16 protein-coding genes, 1 pseudogene, 1 riboswitch and 1 other annotated feature (1 of these 19 cut by a window edge) are annotated in these 18,469 nt (G+C 38.0%); of the genes and pseudogenes, 11 read left to right on the top strand and 6 right to left on the bottom strand.

Annotated elements, in window-relative coordinates; translation table 11 throughout:
* Positions 1-32 (top strand) — a binding site (T-box leader); it begins 189 nt to the left of the window's first position.
* A 67-nt stretch (positions 33-99) separates the two neighbouring features.
* The 5 genes and pseudogenes from leuS to ACVIJU_RS16370 all read left to right on the top strand — a co-directional run bounded on the left by leuS (position 100) and on the right by ACVIJU_RS16370 (position 5,859).
* A complete protein-coding gene (leuS, locus tag ACVIJU_RS16390) occupies positions 100-2,514 on the top strand; it encodes a leucine--tRNA ligase (RefSeq protein WP_063386584.1) in 2,415 nt (804 codons plus the stop codon).
* Between the two features lie 30 nt (positions 2,515-2,544).
* Positions 2,545-2,865: a rhodanese-like domain-containing protein gene (locus ACVIJU_RS16385; RefSeq protein WP_063386585.1), complete on the top strand. Its 321-nt coding sequence runs from the start codon at positions 2,545-2,547 to the stop codon at positions 2,863-2,865.
* 213 nt (positions 2,866-3,078) lie between these two features.
* Entirely contained in the window at positions 3,079-3,264 is a 186-nt protein-coding gene (locus ACVIJU_RS16380; RefSeq protein WP_063386586.1) for a sporulation protein Cse60, read from the top strand.
* Between the two features lie 327 nt (positions 3,265-3,591).
* Positions 3,592-4,347 (top strand): annotated as a pseudogene (locus tag ACVIJU_RS16375) (precorrin-2 dehydrogenase/sirohydrochlorin ferrochelatase family protein); the annotation flags it as partial.
* A gap of 1,350 nt (positions 4,348-5,697) precedes the next feature.
* The gene (locus ACVIJU_RS16370; protein WP_157727917.1) at positions 5,698-5,859 is read left to right on the top strand and encodes an IS3 family transposase; all 162 of its coding nucleotides are present in this window, start codon (positions 5,698-5,700) and stop codon (positions 5,857-5,859) included.
* 43 nt (positions 5,860-5,902) lie between these two features.
* On the opposite strand, the gene ACVIJU_RS16365 is transcribed toward ACVIJU_RS16370, so the two are convergent.
* The gene (locus tag ACVIJU_RS16365; protein ID WP_456687784.1) at positions 5,903-7,177 is read right to left on the bottom strand and encodes an NAD(P)/FAD-dependent oxidoreductase; all 1,275 of its coding nucleotides are present in this window, start codon (positions 7,175-7,177) and stop codon (positions 5,903-5,905) included.
* Between the two features lie 208 nt (positions 7,178-7,385).
* On the opposite strand from ACVIJU_RS16365, the gene ACVIJU_RS16360 reads away from it, so the two are divergent.
* Positions 7,386-8,999 carry a putative polysaccharide biosynthesis protein gene (locus ACVIJU_RS16360; protein ID WP_340855332.1) on the top strand — a complete coding sequence of 538 codons (1,614 nt, stop codon included), beginning with the start codon at positions 7,386-7,388 and terminating at the stop codon, positions 8,997-8,999.
* A 5-nt stretch (positions 9,000-9,004) separates the two neighbouring features.
* Positions 9,005-9,751, top strand: a complete 747-nt coding sequence (locus tag ACVIJU_RS16355) for a pseudouridine synthase (RefSeq protein ID WP_456687783.1) — start codon at positions 9,005-9,007, stop codon at positions 9,749-9,751.
* A 179-nt stretch (positions 9,752-9,930) separates the two neighbouring features.
* Here the strand turns inward: ACVIJU_RS16355 and ACVIJU_RS16350 are convergent, their stop codons facing one another.
* Positions 9,931-10,152 carry a DeoR family transcriptional regulator gene (locus ACVIJU_RS16350; protein WP_063386591.1) on the bottom strand — a complete coding sequence of 74 codons (222 nt, stop codon included), beginning with the start codon at positions 10,150-10,152 and terminating at the stop codon, positions 9,931-9,933.
* Positions 10,153-11,049: 897 nt separating this feature from the next.
* On the opposite strand from ACVIJU_RS16350, the gene ACVIJU_RS16345 reads away from it, so the two are divergent.
* Positions 11,050-11,316, top strand: coding sequence for a hypothetical protein (locus ACVIJU_RS16345; protein WP_066249485.1), 267 nt, complete (start codon positions 11,050-11,052; stop codon positions 11,314-11,316).
* A 508-nt stretch (positions 11,317-11,824) separates the two neighbouring features.
* Positions 11,825-12,595 carry a trypsin-like serine peptidase gene (locus ACVIJU_RS16340; protein ID WP_144596680.1) on the top strand — a complete coding sequence of 257 codons (771 nt, stop codon included), beginning with the start codon at positions 11,825-11,827 and terminating at the stop codon, positions 12,593-12,595.
* Between the two features lie 536 nt (positions 12,596-13,131).
* Here the strand turns inward: ACVIJU_RS16340 and ACVIJU_RS16335 are convergent.
* Complete coding sequence (locus ACVIJU_RS16335; RefSeq protein WP_063386600.1) at positions 13,132-14,433, bottom strand: NCS2 family permease; 1,302 nt, start codon at positions 14,431-14,433, stop codon at positions 13,132-13,134.
* Between the two features lie 159 nt (positions 14,434-14,592).
* Here ACVIJU_RS16335 and pepV point away from each other — a divergent pair, with 159 nt between their 5' ends.
* Positions 14,593-15,987, top strand: coding sequence for a dipeptidase PepV (gene pepV, locus ACVIJU_RS16330; protein ID WP_327855817.1), 1,395 nt, complete (start codon positions 14,593-14,595; stop codon positions 15,985-15,987).
* 7 nt (positions 15,988-15,994) lie between these two features.
* Here the strand turns inward: pepV and ACVIJU_RS16325 are convergent, their stop codons facing one another.
* From ACVIJU_RS16325 to cysK, 3 genes are all read right to left on the bottom strand, one after another.
* Entirely contained in the window at positions 15,995-16,309 is a 315-nt protein-coding gene (locus ACVIJU_RS16325; RefSeq protein ID WP_063386602.1) for a DMT family transporter, read from the bottom strand.
* Complete coding sequence (locus tag ACVIJU_RS16320; RefSeq protein ID WP_327873517.1) at positions 16,306-16,644, bottom strand: DMT family transporter; 339 nt, start codon at positions 16,642-16,644, stop codon at positions 16,306-16,308. The genes ACVIJU_RS16325 and ACVIJU_RS16320 overlap by 4 nt, the downstream gene beginning before the upstream one ends.
* 57 nt (positions 16,645-16,701) lie before the next feature.
* Positions 16,702-16,802, bottom strand: a riboswitch (guanidine-I (ykkC/yxkD leader).
* A gap of 52 nt (positions 16,803-16,854) precedes the next feature.
* Positions 16,855-17,787: a cysteine synthase A gene (gene cysK, locus ACVIJU_RS16315; RefSeq protein ID WP_456687782.1), complete on the bottom strand. Its 933-nt coding sequence runs from the start codon at positions 17,785-17,787 to the stop codon at positions 16,855-16,857.
* Between the two features lie 126 nt (positions 17,788-17,913).
* Here cysK and thpR point away from each other — a divergent pair, with 126 nt between their 5' ends.
* Positions 17,914-18,468 (top strand): RNA 2',3'-cyclic phosphodiesterase, encoded by a 555-nt coding sequence (gene thpR / locus ACVIJU_RS16310; RefSeq protein WP_063386605.1) that lies wholly within the window; start codon positions 17,914-17,916, stop codon positions 18,466-18,468.
* Position 18,469 lies beyond the last annotated feature (1 nt).

Raw genomic sequence — 18,469 nt, 5'->3', positions numbered from 1 at the left:
GGTACCGCGGGAAATTGTCTCTCGTCCCTTCGTCGTGGGGATGGGAGTTTTTTTATTATTTGACGCTTATACATATATATAGCAAAGGAGGATTTTTACATGTCTTACAACCATCGTGAGATTGAGAAAAAATGGCAAGATTATTGGCTAAAAAACAAAACATTTAAAACAGAGGATGATTCCGATAAACCGAAGTTTTATGCATTGGATATGTTTCCGTATCCTTCGGGAGCTGGTCTTCATGTAGGACATCCTGAAGGTTATACGGCAACCGACATTTTGGCGCGAATGAAACGGATGCAAGGATACAATGTTCTCCATCCGATGGGATGGGATGCATTTGGACTTCCGGCTGAGCAATATGCTTTAGATACCGGCAACGATCCTGCGGAATTTACGAAAAAAAATATTGATAATTTTCGCAGACAAATTCAATCACTAGGATTTTCCTATGATTGGGATCGGGAAGTAAATACAACTGATCCGGAATATTACAAATGGACGCAATGGATCTTCTTAAAGCTTTATGAAAAAGGACTTGCTTACATTGATGAAGTGCCCGTCAACTGGTGCCCAGCACTCGGAACTGTTCTTGCAAATGAAGAGGTCATCGACGGAAAAAGCGAACGGGGAGGACATCCTGTTGAACGCCGTCCGATGAAACAATGGGTGTTAAAAATTACCGCATATGCTGACAGGCTGCTGGAAGATTTAGAAGAGCTTGATTGGCCGGAAAGCATAAAGGAAATGCAGCGAAATTGGATCGGCCGGTCGGAAGGTGCGGAAGTTCATTTTACAGTCGATGGAACTGATAAAACCTTTACTGTTTTTACTACTCGTCCAGATACGCTTTTCGGTGCTACGTATACAGTGCTTGCGCCTGAACATCCGCTTGTGAAAGAAATTACAACCGAGGAACAAAAAGAAGCGGTGGAAGCCTATTTAGATCAAATTAAAAGTAAAAGCGATCTCGAAAGAACGGACTTGGCGAAGGAAAAAACAGGCGTGTTTACCGGAGCCTATGCTGTAAATCCTGCCAATGGAGAAAGATTGCCGATTTGGATTGCCGATTATGTTTTAATGAGCTATGGTACAGGTGCGATCATGGCCGTGCCTGCCCACGATGAACGGGACTATGAATTTGCGAAAAAATTTGACCTGCCGATTAAAGAGGTTGTCGCTGGAGGAAACATCGAACAAGAAGCTTATACAGGAGACGGCGAGCATGTAAATTCCGACTTTTTGAACGGATTGAATAAAGAAGAAGCAATTGAAGCGATGATCAAATGGCTGGAGGAAAACAAAAAAGGACAAAGAAAAGTGACATACCGTCTTCGAGACTGGTTGTTCAGCCGTCAACGTTATTGGGGTGAACCGATTCCGATCATCCATTGGGAAGACGGCACGATCACAGCTGTTCCTGAAGAGGAGCTGCCGTTAGTGCTTCCGGAAACAGATGAAATTAGACCTTCGGGAACCGGTGAGTCACCTTTAGCGAATATTGAGGATTGGGTGAATGTCGTTGACCCGAAAACAGGCAAAAAAGGGCGGCGCGAAACAAACACAATGCCTCAATGGGCGGGAAGCTGCTGGTACTATTTGCGCTATATTGACCCGCACAATTCAGAACAATTAGCTGATCCTGAAAAATTGAAAAAATGGCTGCCTGTGGACATTTATATCGGCGGGGCTGAGCATGCTGTTTTACACTTGCTGTATGCACGTTTCTGGCATAAATTTTTATACGATATCGGAGTAGTTCCGACGAAAGAACCGTTCCAAAAATTGTTTAACCAAGGAATGATCCTCGGCGAAAACAATGAAAAGATGAGCAAATCAAAAGGAAATGTCGTCAATCCTGATGAAATCGTTGAAAGCCACGGAGCGGATACTCTCCGTTTATATGAAATGTTCATGGGTCCGCTTGATGCATCCATTGCATGGTCAACAAAAGGACTCGACGGCGCAAGAAGATTTTTAGATCGTGTATGGCGGCTGTTTGTAATGGAAAATGGCGAGTTGAATCCGAAAATCGTCGATGAACCTTCTCAAGAGCTTGAACGCATTTATCACCAAACAGTGAAAAAGGTAACGGAGGATTATGAAAATCTGCATTTTAACACAGCTATTTCGCAACTGATGGTATTTATTAATGAAGCTTATAAAGCGACAATTCTTCCGAAAGAATATATGGAAGGCTTTGTAAAGCTTTTATCGCCGGTTGCTCCGCATATTTGCGAAGAGCTTTGGGAAAAACTCGGCCATTCTGAAACGATTGCTTATGAATCGTGGCCGGCATGGGATGAATCAAAGCTTGTCGAAGATGAAGTGGAAATTGTCATTCAAATCAACGGAAAAGTGCGGGCAAAGCTGCTTGTACCAAACGATGCTTCTAAAGAGGAAATGGAAAAAATCGCGATGGATGATGAAAAAATAAAAGAACAGCTTGAAGGCAAAACCGTTCGTAAAGTGATTGCTGTTCCTGGCAAGCTTGTCAACATCGTAGCCAATTAAGCTTGAATATCAATGAAAGGATGGCCATTCATGGTAAAAGAAATCACACCAAATGATCTCAAAACGAAGCTTGAAAACGGCGAAACATTAGACATTATTGATGTCCGCGAGGAAGAAGAAGTAGAAGAAGGCATGATTCCACAAGCAAAACATATTCCGATGGGAGAAATCCCGGACCGCATTGAAGAATTTGATAAAGAAAAGGAATATATTTTCGTCTGCCGCTCAGGAAGAAGAAGTGAAAATGTTTGTTTATATTTACAGGATCTTGGTTTTAATGTCATCAATATGGTTGGCGGAATGCTCGAATGGACAGGGGAAACCAAACCGAAGAGCGAGATAAAAAAATAAGTGGAAAAACCGCGCTTATGTAGGCGCGGTTTTTTCCTTATAAAGGAAGATTAGCGTGGCAAAACAGTAAACCATACCGCATGTAATACCCTCAAAATCCCCATAAAAACTGCCGACATGAGCAAATCTTTTCCCTTTATTAAAAGTGTCATATTTGTACAAGCATAAAAGTATATTGGAAGCAACGAGATAAATAAAGGGAGTGTGAAGAAATTGAGCTATAAAGTCGCCATTTTTGACGAAGAGCATGAAAAAGATTTAGAAGAGGAAGTGAACGCTTTTTTAACTGCGCTTCCAAGTCAAAAATATATCGACATAAAATATCATGTAGCGGTAACATGCGATCAAAAAGGTGAACAAATTTACTGTTTTTCAGCGATGATTATTTACAAAGAATAAGAAGACTTTCACATTAATAATGAAAAGTCTATTATATTTAGTAAGAATGTAAACAGAATTAGACGTGAAGCGCAGGTTGATTGTAATTTTAGAGAATCTTCGTCAATGCATCAATGTTCGCATGCGCTCCAAGCAGTTGCTATGCCCAGTGGATCTTGAAAGCTTATAAGCACTGATCCAGATAGGAAACACTTTATAAATTGTACCTGATGTGAGAAAGTCAAATAAAACTGAAATGATCGCCATCGTTTTGCAGGATGGAAGACGGACTAACTCATGAAAAAGCTTTTTAAAACAAGCTTTGGACCCGCTTGAAAATCCTTGTTTATGGGGAATCTAGGTCTTTTTTTTATTGGAAAAAAGATTTCAATGCCGTTCCGAAGCGACTGCACGAAAAAAAGGATGGCCAATTTTTTTGAAGTTATCCTAGAACCTTTTGATTTGAAAGGAAAAAACGCTTCGCATCAACCAGAAATTGTAAGCGCTAAGACAAAAAAGGGTGATCATATGTATTACAGCGCAATATTGAATATGAAAGGAAAAAAGACAGTCGTTGTCGGCGGAGGGAAGGTAGCGGAAAGAAAAATAAAAGCTTTGCTCGATGCATGTGCTGATATAACGGTTGTCAGTCCCGATCTATCAGATCATCTTCTTCGAATGCATCAAGAAAAAAAAATATCGTGGAAACAAAAAACGTTTGAAAAAGACGATGTAAACGGTGCGTTTCTAGTCATTGCGGCAACGAATGAAAGGGAAGTTAATGAGCAGGTCTACCAGTCATGTGAAGCACATCAGCTGATCAATGTAGTGGATGCACCTGAAAAAAGCAATATCATTATGCCGGCAACATTTAAAAGGGGCGATTTAATCATCAGTGTATCAACGAGCGGGAAAGTTCCGGGGCTCGCCAGAAAATTAAAAAATAGTTTGGCAGAGCAGTTTGATGAACATTTTGCTGACTATGTTGAATTTTTAAAGGAAGGTCGAAAACGTGTCTTAGAAGAAATCAACGACCCAGAGCAAAAAAGGATGGTTTTACATCAATTATTAGACAAGAGCTTTTTAGAAGCTTCAAATGAAGAACGGCATAAGCAGCTGGAAATGCTTTTGAATGCGAACAGGTCTAGCGAATAGCTAAACCGGATCGCACATGGCCGTTCAACGGGATAGCGATTTGTGCAAAAAAAGAAGCGCCCCCAAAAGTCAGCTGCCCAGTTCATAAAAAACGTTCTTTCTGTAAAATTGGGCTTGTCACCTCACATTTTACTAGATAGGACGTTTTTTTGTGTGTTTTTTAAAAAAAAGAGTAAGTTATCCTGACTTTTTAGACAAACCCATCAATTTATGTGCTTTGAATGAAAAAGGTAAGGTTTAAAAATGCAATTTGATACTATGCCATCCAAAACATTCCATTTAATACCATGACATTAAATGCGGATTAATTAGGTTCTTTAGTTATAACTGTTATTGTCACTAAAACTAAGATGGAAATTATAAATAAACCAATTGTAATAAAGGTATCTTTGAATAAAAAACTAGTGAATGCTGTCCATAATAATATTCCTATTGATAGAACTAACATTGGTTTAAAATTTTTAATCTTAACTAAATAATACAAAAGGAAAAATATCGGATATGTGTATCCAAGGAAAATTAGGGCATTTATTCTATCAGTCTGTATAGATAAATCAAAAGATGTGATTAACATAAAAATCGGAATACTAAACACTGCTAATAATACGGATTTGTTACTATTCATTAGAATTATCCTCTTTTCATATTAAAATATACCATTATTATACTATTTTGAGGCAAAAAATGTTAAATATGTATTTTTTTGATATTATACTATTGTATTTAAAAATATAAGAGGAGGAAGATGAAATGAAGTTCAAAGTAATCTCTTTACTGACCATTTACTTTTTTACTTCTCGGAACTGTATTACCTCACTTTGCCTCTGCTTCTACTTCTACTCAAAATCAGGGTAAACATGAACAGAACTCTCATCAACGTTTTTATAATAACCTTTTTCTCTTTACGAATGACAGATTGTATCCATCTAACCCCAACATGCGCAGATAACATTTTAAATCGTGAATTTACAGCCAGTAAACCGAATGAAAAATGGATAACGAATGTGATAGAACTAAAATATGGTTCTTCAAAGAAAGCTTATTTAAGTGTTATTTTAGACCTTTGATGGTTCTATTGTTAGCTATGTATTTAGCAATCTAATAATAATAAGCTAGCTAGTGTTTTACACGTTAGTCAAAGAAATTCCTTCTATTTGTGGTAAACATTATTTACTATATAGTGATCGAGGATTTCAATTTACTTCACATGGATTTAAAGGAAGGATTGATCAAGTAGGGTTAACACATAATATGTCTCGTGTTGGACGATGTATAGAATAATGGTCCAATGGCATCCTTTTGGGGAACAGTAAATGTGAAAAATATTATTTACATAAGTACGATACATTTGAAGAGCTAAAGAATGCGATTGACGAATACATCCAATTTTACAATTACCATCTTTATCAAGAAAAATTAAACGGTCTCAGTCCTTTGGAATATAGAGCCAAGACCGCTTAGATCAACTTTTATTATTTCCACTAACTACTTGATAGGAGGCAGTTCAACTTATCGGTTCGCCCTTTTCTACGTAACGGCTTGCGTACAAGCCTGCCAGCCGTCCGGTTACGAGCGCAGCCGTGATGTTGTAGCCGCCCGTGTAGCCGTGAATATCCAATATTTCGCCGCAAAAATAAAGCCCGTTCATTAGTTTAGAGGCCATCGTCTTTGGATCGATTTCCTTTATAGAAACGCCTCCGCCGGTCACAAACGCTTTTTCGATTGGAAGCGTGCCGTTTGCTTCGAAGCGGAAATCTTTCACTAAGTGGACAAATTGGCGCAGCTTATCTTTTGAAAGTTGGGAATATGTCATCGAATGATCGATTTCGGATTCCTCCAGCAAAAATAGCAAATATCGTTCAGGCAAGAGACCTTTTAATACATTTTTAACAGCTTTTTTCGGTTCGCCTTTCAATTTAAGCAAAATATGCTGAAAAAGATTTTCTTCATTTTCAGTAGGAAAAGCGTCAATTGACAACGTCACCGTTTTTTCTTTTTTCAATTGTTTTACAACAAATTGGCTGCATCTTAGTGCAGCTGGACCTGATACGCCAAAATGGGTAAAAATAAAATCCATTTTGTGCGTAATAATTGGTCTGCCCTTTTGATTCAACACACTTAAAGCCGCATCTCTTAACGACAGGCCTTGCAATTGTTTTGTTCGGATAAACGGTTCATTCGAAGTAATCGGCACTTCAGTTGGAAATAATTCCGTCACAGTATGACCGGCTTTTTTTGCCCACACGTATCCGTCTCCAGTACTTCCGGTATGAGGGACAGATTTTCCTCCTACAGCTACGATAACAGCTTTGGCAGGAATAAAGGTTTTATTTTTCAACCAGATTCCTTTTACTTTGCTTTCACTGTATTCGATGTTTTCAACCGGATGATTTGTTTTAATTGTAACGTTCAGCCTTTTCAGTTCGGAAAGTAGCGCATTGACTACGTCTTGAGCTCTGTTTGATACTGGAAACATCCGGCCATGGTCTTCCTCTTTTAAACGAACTCCAAGGTTTTCGAAAAAGCGTATAATGTCTTCATTATTAAATTGCGAAAAAGCGCCATACAAAAATCGTCCGTTGCCGGGAATATTTTTGATAATTTCTTCAATTGACCGGCGATTTGTTACATTGCACCGTCCGCCACCGGAGATCGCCAGCTTTCTTCCTAATTTTTCTCCTTTATCGACTAACAGCACGTTCGCTCCGTTTTCAGCGGCGGCGATGGCGGCCATCAATCCAGATGGTCCCCCTCCAATTACTGCTACATCATAATTCATATTCTCACAACCTTTAAGAAGTTGATGTTGCTTGTCCAATTTATTCGTACTTTTAGATTGATCCTAGTTTCGTCTACATCCTAGTCTTATATCATTATAAAAAGATGAATTTTTGAATTCAATGAGTGATGACTATATCTTAGTTCCTAGTGAATGTGGTAAAATGTTATAGTTGAAAATTTTTGTTAGAAACAATGGTGAGCAAAAGATGTCGGATAAATTATTAAGAGGGACGTTTATTTTAACATTAGGTACATATATTTCAAGGATTTTAGGAATGATTTATGTCATTCCGTTTTTCGCGTTGGTTGGAGAAACGGGAAGTGCTTTGTATCAATATGGATATGTTCCGTATACGATTTTTTTAAGCATTGCGACAATGGGATTTCCTATGGCCATTTCAAAATTTGTCGCAAAATATAATTCCATTGGTGATTACGAGACAAGCCGCAGAATGTTTCGATCTGGGATGCTGTTTATGCTTCTTGGAGGAATTTTCACTTGTTTTATTTTATTTGTGACTGCGCCTTTCTTTGCGGAACACCAGCTTGGCCAACAGGAGCTGCAAGGTGTGACAGTTGAGGATGTCACATATGTTATACGAATGGTCAGCCTTGCGCTTATAGTTGTTCCGATCATGAGTTTAATACGAGGTTTTTTTCAAGGGCATCAGTCAATGGGCCCGACGTCCGTTTCCCAAGTAATAGAACAGCTAGTGCGCATCATTTTTTTACTTGTTTCCAGCTATATCATTTTAAAAGTATTACATGGCGATATCATTACAGCGGTGGGTTATGCGACATTTGCCGCCTTTGTTGGCGCCATCGGCGGGCTGTTCGTCCTTTTTTTGTATTGGATGAAAAGAAAAAATTCCTTATTGGCGATGCAGGAGAACAAAATTGAACCTTCCGGCATTTCTACGAAGCAAATGTTTCTCGAGGTGTTCAGGTATGCCGGTCCGTTTGTATTTGTCGGACTAGCTATTCCTTTATATCAATTTGTCGATTCTTTTACGTTTAATAAAGCTATGATTCAGGCGGGAGAAGGCGAAAGAGCGCAAGAATTATATGCTATGGTCAATTTTTTAGTGAATAAAATTGTCATGATTCCTGTTTCTTTAGCAACCGCTTTTGGCTTAACGCTCGTGCCGGCCATTACAAATGCGTTCACGAATCAAAACTTTCCGTTTGTTAGAAGACAAATTGACCAAGCGTTTCAAACATTAATGTTTCTCGTTCTCCCTGCATCCATTGGGATCATTATTCTTTCCGGACCAATCTACATGTTTTTTTATAATGACAATGAAACAGGTGCGAGCATTTTAGCTGCCTATGCACCGATCGCTTTGCTTTTTTCTTATTTCACTGTTTCAGCCGCCATTTTGCAGGGGATTAATAAACAAAAATTGGCTGTCATCAGCCTTGCATTCGGTCTTCTGCTAAAAATTTGTTTAAACAGCTGGCTTATCACGCAGTTTGGTGCATACGGTTCGATTATGGCAACTGCGATCGGGTTTCTTGGCTCGCTCATATACGGATTAATGATGATTCGCCGTCATACAGGCTACTCGTATAAAAGATTTTGGAAAAGAACAATATTTACGGGAATTTTGGTCATCTGTATGTCAATTGTCGTTGTAGCGTTTTCCTCTCTCTTCACTGTCTTTTTTGATTACCATGCAAGTAAAACAAATGCCGCCATCATGGTTGGAATTGCTGCATTATTAGGAGCAGGCTCGTATTTTTGGCTGGCTAAGCAATCAGGATTCCTAAAAGTTATTTTTGGAACTAGATTTTTAAGTAAGAGGAAGGAAAGGGGGTAGATAATATGCGTATTGATAAACTATTAGCACATGCTGGCTACGGCAGCAGAAAAGAAGTAAAAAAGCTGCTAAAGGAACGGGCCGTTCATGTTAATGGAGAAGTGGTGACGGATCCGAAAACAAATGTCGACCCGAATAAACAAGAAATCATCATTAACGGTGAACAGGTGTTGTACAAAGAACATGTTTATTTCATGATGAACAAGCCAGCTGGTTTTTTATCTGCTACAGAAGACAACGTCCAAAAGACTGTGGTCGATTTGCTTGATCCGGAAGATCTTCGCTATAATCCCTTTCCTGTCGGCAGGCTTGACAAAGATACCGAAGGGCTATTGCTGTTAACATCGGACGGACAGCTTGCCCATCAATTAACATCGCCCAAGAAAAATGTTCCTAAAAAATATTTTGCGGAAGTTATTGGTCTAGTGACAGAGGAAGATGTCGAGCTGTTCAAAGCAGGTGTAAAACTTGATGACGGTTATGTTACAAAGCCTGCCTGGCTTGAAATTATTAAGGCAGACGACATTTCTGAAGTTTTTGTCACCATAACGGAGGGGAAATACCATCAAATTAAGCGGATGTTTTCTGCTGTCGGAAAAAAAGTGAAATATTTAAAACGAATCCAAATGGGAACGCTTGAACTAGATCAAACATTGCAAACAGGGGAATATCGAGAACTGACAAAAGAAGAATTAGAACAACTGCGATCGATTCAAGGGCAGCCGGGCGATTCAGCCGATTTTCCTTTGTAGTTTGAAAAACGTTCAAATTGAACTTCCGTTTTTTAAAAAGGCGGACAAACTGGCGCCGAAAAAGGTGGAAATTGCTTGCAACAGCAGACAAAAAGGGGCTGAGACCAAAAGTTATGTAACTTTTGGATCAGCCCCATATATGTATGTGAACGAATAACCAAATTTTCTTTTTTTAGTAGCTAGGATGACATCTTGACCTTCTTGTTAGTTGTTGCCCATTTTCCTCTTGCAGGACTGTGCACTAAATCGTTATATGCTAACACGTTTAAATCCCTCTGAATCGTTCTGGGGGTAATACCAAATTCATCGACAAGCTCTTGAGTTGTTACTGTACCCCTTTCATGAATGAACATGTAGACGGATTTGATTCGGGTTAGCATACGGTTTGTTGAAGGTTTCAAAAAACCACTCCCTATCATTTAATGCATCGAAATCACAAACCTACATACTCTTCAATGTCCATGCATTAGATGTCAAACTCCTAAAGTGGTACAATTCCATTATACACAATTTACATGTAAACTTTCCAGTGTGTTCATAAAATTCACATAATATTTACAATACTTACCTCTCATAGGCCGATTTAACAGCTTGAACTGACCCCAGTCGAATAGACAAATAGTGAAGTGATGATTCCTTCAATCGGTAAAAAAGGTTCCATTGGTGATTAGATTTTCAAAAATTCACAAATTATCTTTGTCTAAGCAATACAGATGCAAATAAAAAACGTTGTATGAACAAAGGCAAATTTTTGCTGTCAAAATTGATGATCATAAAAAAGATGAAAGGAACTTATCTTACAAATGTTGGAAATCTTATGCATAAAAATACTTCAATGATGATATATTTCTTTTTACTACTTAGATAACATTTACAGTAAGAGTACAAATAAAATGTAACATTGTTGTCTAGGAAAAATGTGCGTTTGGCATAGAAGAACGAACACGATAAGCCCTATTAAGATGGTGAAACTTTCTCGAACAATCTCGATACGTGTTACGATATAAGTATAGATTTTTATTGAGATAGGAGGATATGGATAAAGAGATGAATTGGCAGTATTAATGTTGTGCTATTAGAAAAATATTTACATTATTGGTATTATATGTTATAATTTCAGGTAAAAATAATATAGAATTTTTAAAATTTTAAAAAGAAAGGGGGAAGAAAATGAAAATTATGAAATCGAAAGTGTTACTGCAGTAATAAGTCTTAGTATATTAATCTTAGGAATTGGACCAATAGGAGCATCGGCAGCTACTCATAGTAAGACAACTAAAATAGCAACATCTAAAGTAGTGAAAGATTCAGTCGATGAAGAAGCTAAATTAAAAGTTCTTGCATCAATATTAAGAGCAGGTGGATGGGTACTTGAGAAAGCTCTCGCACCTTTAAGCAAATCAGCAGCTAATAAAATAAAAAAATATCGATTAAAAATAGCCGATGGACTGGAAAAAGCAGAAAAAACAACAGAAAGCGGAATATCTAAAGGTCTTCAAAAAGCTGGTATACCAGAAGATGTTGCAGATGATATTGCTAAAATTATCGTTTCATTTCTATTATAAACTTAAGAAATAAGGAGGGAGCAGAACAGTCAACTGTTCTGCTTTTAATTGTTGACATGAAAAAAGATTTTTTTTTAGTTCCTATATTTATAGTAATTGTTTTAATTATCATTATATGTTTCATAATGGGTTTACAGTATGTAGCGAGTATAATTGTTAGTTTCGAGTTTTTAAGTTTTTATGGACCAATATTTTTATCTTTGAATGTACTTGCTGGATTTATCTTACTTATTCCTTTAAGTATCTTATTGGAAACTATTGTTAATTATACGGGGTTTAATAAAATTGGAGGAATTTTCATCGTTCACATAATCGAGTTATCATTATTTATTTTTTATATGAAAATTACAGTACCACGTATGAATATTGTTAAATTCTATTCTGATACAGAGATAATTTTTTATACAATTATGTATTTTGGTTTTTTGGGAATTGGAACAATTGGGAAAATGATAGAAAGAGAAGATAAGCAATCCCAAAATACAAATAAGTGAAAGGAATTTATAAAATGAAAAATAGTCGATGTTTTTTTATTTTAAAATTTACTATTCTATTTATTTTTCTCTTTAATAACAATATTAATGCGGGTGCTAAAGAAGGAAACATTAATACAATCATTACTCCTTTTTCAATTATTGGGAAAGATGAACGATCTGAAGTAGAAAATTCAGAAAAAAAACCCTACTCATCTATTTCTTTCATATACTCTCTTGACTCAATCTGTACAGGAACGATTATTGACGATGATAAGGTTTTGACCGCAGCCCATTGTGTATATAATCCAGACACAAAACAGTTTTATAGAAATAGTACAATATATCCAGGAGTAAATAAGGATGAATTTCCTTTTGAATCTGCAGATTCTATAGAATATATTGTTCCAGAACCATATATTCATTCAGGGAATTCTAAATTTGATTATGCCATTATCAAATTAGATAAACCCATTGGGCAAAACATAGAAAAGTTGGATATTAAAAATATTAAGTATACCAAAGGAAAGCCTATTAAAGTTATTGGCTATCCAGTTGATAAACTGGAGGAAACTGGTACAGTCTCACAATATGAAATGAATGGAAGGGTATTGAGCGAAGATATCTTTAATCTTTATTATGATATAGATACGACATCAGGTCAATCGGGATCTCCGATTTTAAATAGTAAAAATGAAGTTATAGGAATACATATAGGAAGTTACAGAACGAATGGCTTAAATGGAGGAATTAAGGTAAATAAGGTAATGAAAAATTTTATAAATAAAAATTTAGAAGAAAAATAGGAAGGGAATAAAAAAATTGCAAATAAAGGTACTGTCAAGAATTTTGTGTAACGTTCAATAGAATATCTCAGATTATGCTTTATTCGGTAATAAAGTCATTTATCTCTTCTGATCCCCTTACACACTTACAAATTTATGGACGTTCCTTTTCTTGTTCACCTACACCTCATACCGTTACGATCATGATGATATTTTAACTGTGGCTGCCTAAAAAGTCGTTTGTAAGGATTATTGACAATCCTATCGACGTTTATGACTTAATAGGACTTGAATTTCTAGATAAACCCTTATGATGATTAATGCTCCACAAATTTAATAGTTCGTTCCAACTATATAGAGGTGCAGCCTGCGTCCAATCTTAATACATGGAAAGACACTTTAGAATGGATGACATACATAGAAAAACTCCCCTTAAGGCAAAACAGATTGCTCTACCTTAAGGGGTGCATATCAGCTTAGAGAGGCATCTCCAATTTCAAAAGCCCGATATCCATTTTTTATTTTTAATAGATTTTCCTTTTGGGAAAGCCTCTTAATTAATGACCTCCCAGGAAAAAGAGCTGGATGAAAAATAGTACGGCGAAAATGTACAAAAATGGATGAACCTCTTTCCATTTTCCTTTCATGACTTTCATGAGAGGATAAGAGATAAATCCGAGCGCAATTCCAGTTGCAATACTTGATGTAAGCGGCATGCTTAAAATGACTAAAAAGGCCGGAAATGCTTCATCAATTTCTTTCCAATTAATTTCGGCAATTGAGCCCATCATTAAGCTTCCAACTATAATTAACGCAGGTGCTGTAATCGCTGAAATGCCGGACACAGCTGCAACGATCGGACTGAAAAATGCAGCAACACCAAACAATACGGCAACGGTTAAAGTTGTCAAACCAGTTCTACCGCCAGCAGCTACTCCTGAAGAAGACTCAATGTAAGCACTCGTCGGAGTTGTTCCGAGCATAGCCCCTGCTGTTGCTGCTATTGAGTCAGCTAGAAGGGCTTTACGTGCGTTCGGCATTTCATCCCCTTTCATTAAACCTGCTTGTTTGGCAACGCCGATCATTGTTCCAGTTGTGTCAAAAATGGTCACTAATAAAAAGGAAAAGACGACTGCAAATAAACCATGTTGAATCACATCCCCAATTGCATCAATCGGGTTGGCGATTATAATGCCTTCCGGCAGTTTTGGAATTGAAACAATTCCTTGGTCAAACGATAATTGTCCGGTAAAAAATGCGATGATGCCGGTACAAATCATTCCGATAAAAAGTGCACCATGAACATTCAAGCTCATTAAGATAAGAGTTATAGCAAGGCCGACCAGAGCGAGAACGACGGAAGGAGAATGCAGATCCCCAAGAGTCACTAAATTTTGCGGATGATCGGTGATCAGCCCGGTCAATCTTAGTCCGATAAACGCAATAAATAAACCGATGCCGGCGGTAATTCCATTTTTTAAATTGCTTGGAATGGCTTCGATTATTTGTTTACGAAACGGAGTTAGCGAAAGAATAATAAACAGGATGCCTGCAAGAAATACTGCTGAAAAGGCAATTTCATAATTAACTTTTTCCGCCCCAACAACAGTATAGGCAAAATATGCGTTCATTCCCATACCTGGAGCGATCGCTATCGGATAATTTGCCGAAAGCGCCATCCATAAAGTACCGATGATCGTGGCAACAACTGTCGCTGTAAACACTTGATCAAACGGAACGCCTGCTTCCGATAAGATAATTGGGTTGACAACAACGATATATACCATTGTTAAAAAGGTGGTTAAACCGGCAATAATTTCAGTTTTAACATTTGTTCCGTGTTCTTTTAGTTTAAACATATGATACCTCCAATTAAATACGAACATTTTATAAAAACATATATATAATATTCGTTTTTTGGTTATTTTGCAAGAAGACAACCACATTTTTTTGCTGAAAAAAAAGAGAATCTTTATGTTACACTTAAATAATAAGAGAAAGAAAGGATCGAACGTATCATGAACTGGATGGATGAAGTGTTAAAAAGAAAAGAAGAAATTATTTTAGAAACACAAAAATTTCTTCAAATCAAAAGTGTGCTCGATGAAAAAACAAAACAAATTGGAGCACCGTTTGGCAAAGGAATTAAGCAAGCGTTAGAACATCTTTTGCAAAAAGGGGAAAAAGACGGGTTTCAAGTCAAAAATTTAGACGGATATGCCGGTCATATTGAAATGGGAAAAGGAAAGGAAATCGTCGGCGTCCTCTGCCATGTTGATGTCGTGCCAGAAGGGGACGGCTGGTCATTTGATCCTTACGGCGCAACGATTCATGATGGGAAAATATATGCCCGCGGTGCGTTGGATGATAAAGGGCCGACGATGGCAGTATACTACGCCATGAAAATTGTAAAAGAATTAGGTCTTCCGTTATCTAAGCGGGTGAGAATGATCATTGGCACTGATGAAGAAAGTGACTGGCGCTGTGTCGATCATTACTTTAAGCATGAAGAAATGCCTGACATCGGATTTGCGCCAGATGCTGATTTTCCAATTATTCATGCAGAAAAAGGGATAATCGATGCAGTGTTTTCGGTGAATAGCGTGAATAAACATGCAGCAGGAAAATATGTGTTAAAAAGCTTTTCTTCCGGCAGACGGTTTAACATGGTTCCTGATTTTGCGAAAGCTGTGCTTGGAAATGTCCAAAATTTCTCAGAGGTTGAAAAAAGCTTTAAGCAATTTTTATCAGCATCACAATTAAAAGGTCGAATGTATCAAAATGAAGAAGGTGCAGTCGCCGAGCTTGAAGGGATATCCGCTCATGCGATGGAGCCTGATAACGGAAAAAATGCCGGGATTTATTTGGCGAATTTTTTGTCAGCATTACCGCTGGATGGCGAAGGAAAAGGCTTTGTTGATTGGATTAATCGTTATTTTTATCAAGATACAAGAGGGAAAAAGCTGGATATCTCAACACAAGATGAAGTAAGCGGTGAGTTAACGGTGAATGTCGGAATTATTCATTACGAAAAGGGGAAAGAGAAAACCGTTAGCATTAATATCCGCTATCCTGTAACAAAAAAAGGGAGCGAGATTAAAGAAAAACTAGAAAAAATAGCTGGTTGCCAGCTTATTCACTTTTCCGATTCAGCTCCCCATTACGTAGAACAAAATCATCCGCTTATTCAAACATTGAAAAAAGTGTATGAAGAGCAAACAGGGCAAAAAGCGGAGCTCATCTCCATCGGCGGCGGCACTTATGCCAGATCTCTCAAGGCAGGAATCGCCTTTGGTCCGTTGTTTCCGGGAAGGGAAGATATCGCTCATCAAAAAGACGAATACATTTATATCGAAGACCTGTTAAAAGCGACAGCCATCTACGCTCAAGCGATTTATGAATTAGCCAAATAAGTGTCCTTTAGTCTACTAACTTTAGACCAATAACAGAAACGATAATTAAGGCGATAAATGTTATTCTCCATTTGTCTTTCGGTTCATCGAATACATACATGCCGACGAGCGTGCTGCCGACAGTGCCGATACCTGTCCAGACTGCATAGGCAATGCTCATCGGAATTTCATTCATCGAAAGCGATAAAAAATATAAGCTTAAAATAAATCCGCCAATTAGCATAAAGAAGGATGAGAAGCTTGGCGACGTGTTCACTTTTGTTAATCCTGTTACGCCGATGACTTCGCAGCATCCTGCAATAATTAAAAATATCCAGCTCAAGATTTGTCACCTTCTTTTGCTTCCAATTTGCTTGTTTGATATTTCAGCCCGATGATTCCGCAAATTAGCGACAAAATAAATACCATTTTCATCGGGCTGAAATGGGCGTCGAATAAAATAATCTCACATAAAATTGTTCCTAAAGTGCCGAGTCCGACAAATATTGTATATACCGTTCCTGTCGGCAATTTTTTAGTTAAATAAAGAAGCAGCAAAAAACTTATGCAAATAGAGATCACGGTTAGCGTCCATTCCAAAACATTGTCTGAGTGCTTTAAGCCGATGACCCACGCCACTTCAAAAATCGCCGAAACAACGATTAAAAACCAATTCATAAACAAATTCCCCCTTTCCATCATAATCAAAAAAGCCTGCGAGAAACCATAAGGTCATTCTCCCAGGCTTTTATCCTTCCGTGTACACAGCAATTTGTGCGTTTTCTCTCGGACCAGTCCAAGCGAACGGCACTTGCGGAACCCTAGAAAACTTTACATAATTAGATTCAATTATCTCACAGAAACAGCAAGAAGGCAATTTATAAACGGTTATTCAAATAAGAACAAATCGCTTGATAAATAGCGTTCGCCTGTATCAGCCGTCATGCACACGACAACATCATCAGGAGATAATCTTTTTGCAACTTGAATTGCGGCAAAACATGCAGCACCTGATGAAGGTCCCACTAATATAGCTTCTTCCTTGGCGAGTCTGCGGGTGATTTCGTACGCTTCATCGTCCTTCACTTTGTGTATTTCATCATAAATGTTCGTGTTTAATGTTTTAGGGATAAAGCCAGGACTTGTTCCGACAAGTTTATGCTTGCCAGGACTGCCCCCGGATAAAACAGGTGACCCAGCAGGCTCGACAACGTGAATGGTCATCTCAGGAAAATATTTTTTTAACGTTTCTCCCGTGCCGGTGATTGTTCCTCCTGTTCCAGACGTTGCAACAAAAGCGGAAAGCGGTTTTCCTATTTCTTTCATTGCTTCGACAATTTCTAAAGCTGTTGTTTTCCGGTGGGCATCTGGGTTGGCAGGGTTTTCAAACTGCATCGGTATGAAGCTGTTCGGTATTTCCTTTACCAGTTCTTGCGCCTTTTTAATCGCACCGGGCATTTTCTCGTCCCCAGGCGTTAATACAACTTCAGCTCCGTATGCTTTCAGCAAATTGATCCGTTCTTCTGTCATGGTGTCCGGCATGACAATAATTGCCCGATATCCTTTGGCGGCCGCATTCATGGCGAGCCCAATGCCAGTGTTGCCGCTTGTCGGTTCAATAATTGTAGCTCCCAGTTTTAACAAACCTTGTTTTTCAGCTTCTACGATCATATTATAAGCAGCTCTGTCCTTAACGCTGCGGGTAGGATTAAAATACTCAAGCTTTACATAAATATCTGCGCCGTTTTTCGGGCTAATTCTGTTTAATTTGACTAATGGAGTTTCTCCTATTAAATCAGCGATATTATGAACTACGCGCATTCAAAACACTTCCTTTTGATATAGTCCATCCATATCATATCATAATTTATACGGACAGAAAAACTCGGATATACAAAGAATGCGCAGTTTTTGCTACAATATGTTCGAAAGTGAGGATAGAAAAAAATGCAAAAACATTATTTTCTTGCATTGGATGTTCCGATTGAAACGGCAAAAAGTATTACAAAATGGATATCAGCGAATCAAGATCGGTGGCACTTTTCGCGTTACGTCCATCCTTTTGACTATCATGTAACATTAGTGTTTTTAGGGAATGTTGATGCAAAGAGGCTTGCTTTGCTGTCAGAAAGCTTGCTTGAGCCCTGCCGGAAAATTCCGTCTTTTTCACTTGAACTTTCAGAGGCAGGAATTTTTGGGAAACGGGAACATCCGCGAATTTTATGGGTAGGCGTGAAAGAAAACGAGTTATTATACCAGTTGCGAAATGAAGTTTATAATACGTGCAAAGCTTTCGATTTCTCTTTAGATGAACGTCCGTTTAGACCTCATATTACTGTCGCCAGAAAATGGGAAGGACAGCTTTCATTTTCCTTGGAGGAGAAAAGCGCCCCATATTTGTTAAACGAACATTTTCATGTGGGTTCTGTTACTTTATTCCAAACGAATATTGACCAAACGCCTAAATATGAAGCGATCAAACAAATTCCACTTGGAGGATAAT

It is taken from the genome of Aeribacillus sp. SP014, from assembly GCF_054055575.1.
Note: the sequence above shows the minus strand (reverse complement) of the source record. Positions and strands in the feature narration are given on the sequence as shown.

Bases quoted from the DNA above. Each gene is read 5' to 3' on its own strand.
- leuS (WP_063386584.1), top strand. From the start codon at position 100: ATGTCTTACAACCATCGTGAGATTGAGAAAAAATGGCAAGATTATTGG.
- ACVIJU_RS16385 (WP_063386585.1), top strand. From the start codon at position 2,545: ATGGTAAAAGAAATCACACCAAATGATCTCAAAACGAAGCTTGAAAAC.
- ACVIJU_RS16365 (WP_456687784.1), bottom strand. From the start codon at position 7,177: ATGAATTATGATGTAGCAGTAATTGGAGGGGGACCATCTGGATTGATG.
- ACVIJU_RS16360 (WP_340855332.1), top strand. From the start codon at position 7,386: ATGTCGGATAAATTATTAAGAGGGACGTTTATTTTAACATTAGGTACA.
- ACVIJU_RS16355 (WP_456687783.1), top strand. From the start codon at position 9,005: ATGCGTATTGATAAACTATTAGCACATGCTGGCTACGGCAGCAGAAAA.
- ACVIJU_RS16340 (WP_144596680.1), top strand. From the start codon at position 11,825: ATGAAAAATAGTCGATGTTTTTTTATTTTAAAATTTACTATTCTATTT.
- ACVIJU_RS16335 (WP_063386600.1), bottom strand. From the start codon at position 14,433: ATGTTTAAACTAAAAGAACACGGAACAAATGTTAAAACTGAAATTATT.
- pepV (WP_327855817.1), top strand. From the start codon at position 14,593: ATGAACTGGATGGATGAAGTGTTAAAAAGAAAAGAAGAAATTATTTTA.
- ACVIJU_RS16320 (WP_327873517.1), bottom strand. From the start codon at position 16,644: ATGAATTGGTTTTTAATCGTTGTTTCGGCGATTTTTGAAGTGGCGTGG.
- cysK (WP_456687782.1), bottom strand. From the start codon at position 17,787: ATGCGCGTAGTTCATAATATCGCTGATTTAATAGGAGAAACTCCATTA.
- thpR (WP_063386605.1), top strand. From the start codon at position 17,914: ATGCAAAAACATTATTTTCTTGCATTGGATGTTCCGATTGAAACGGCA.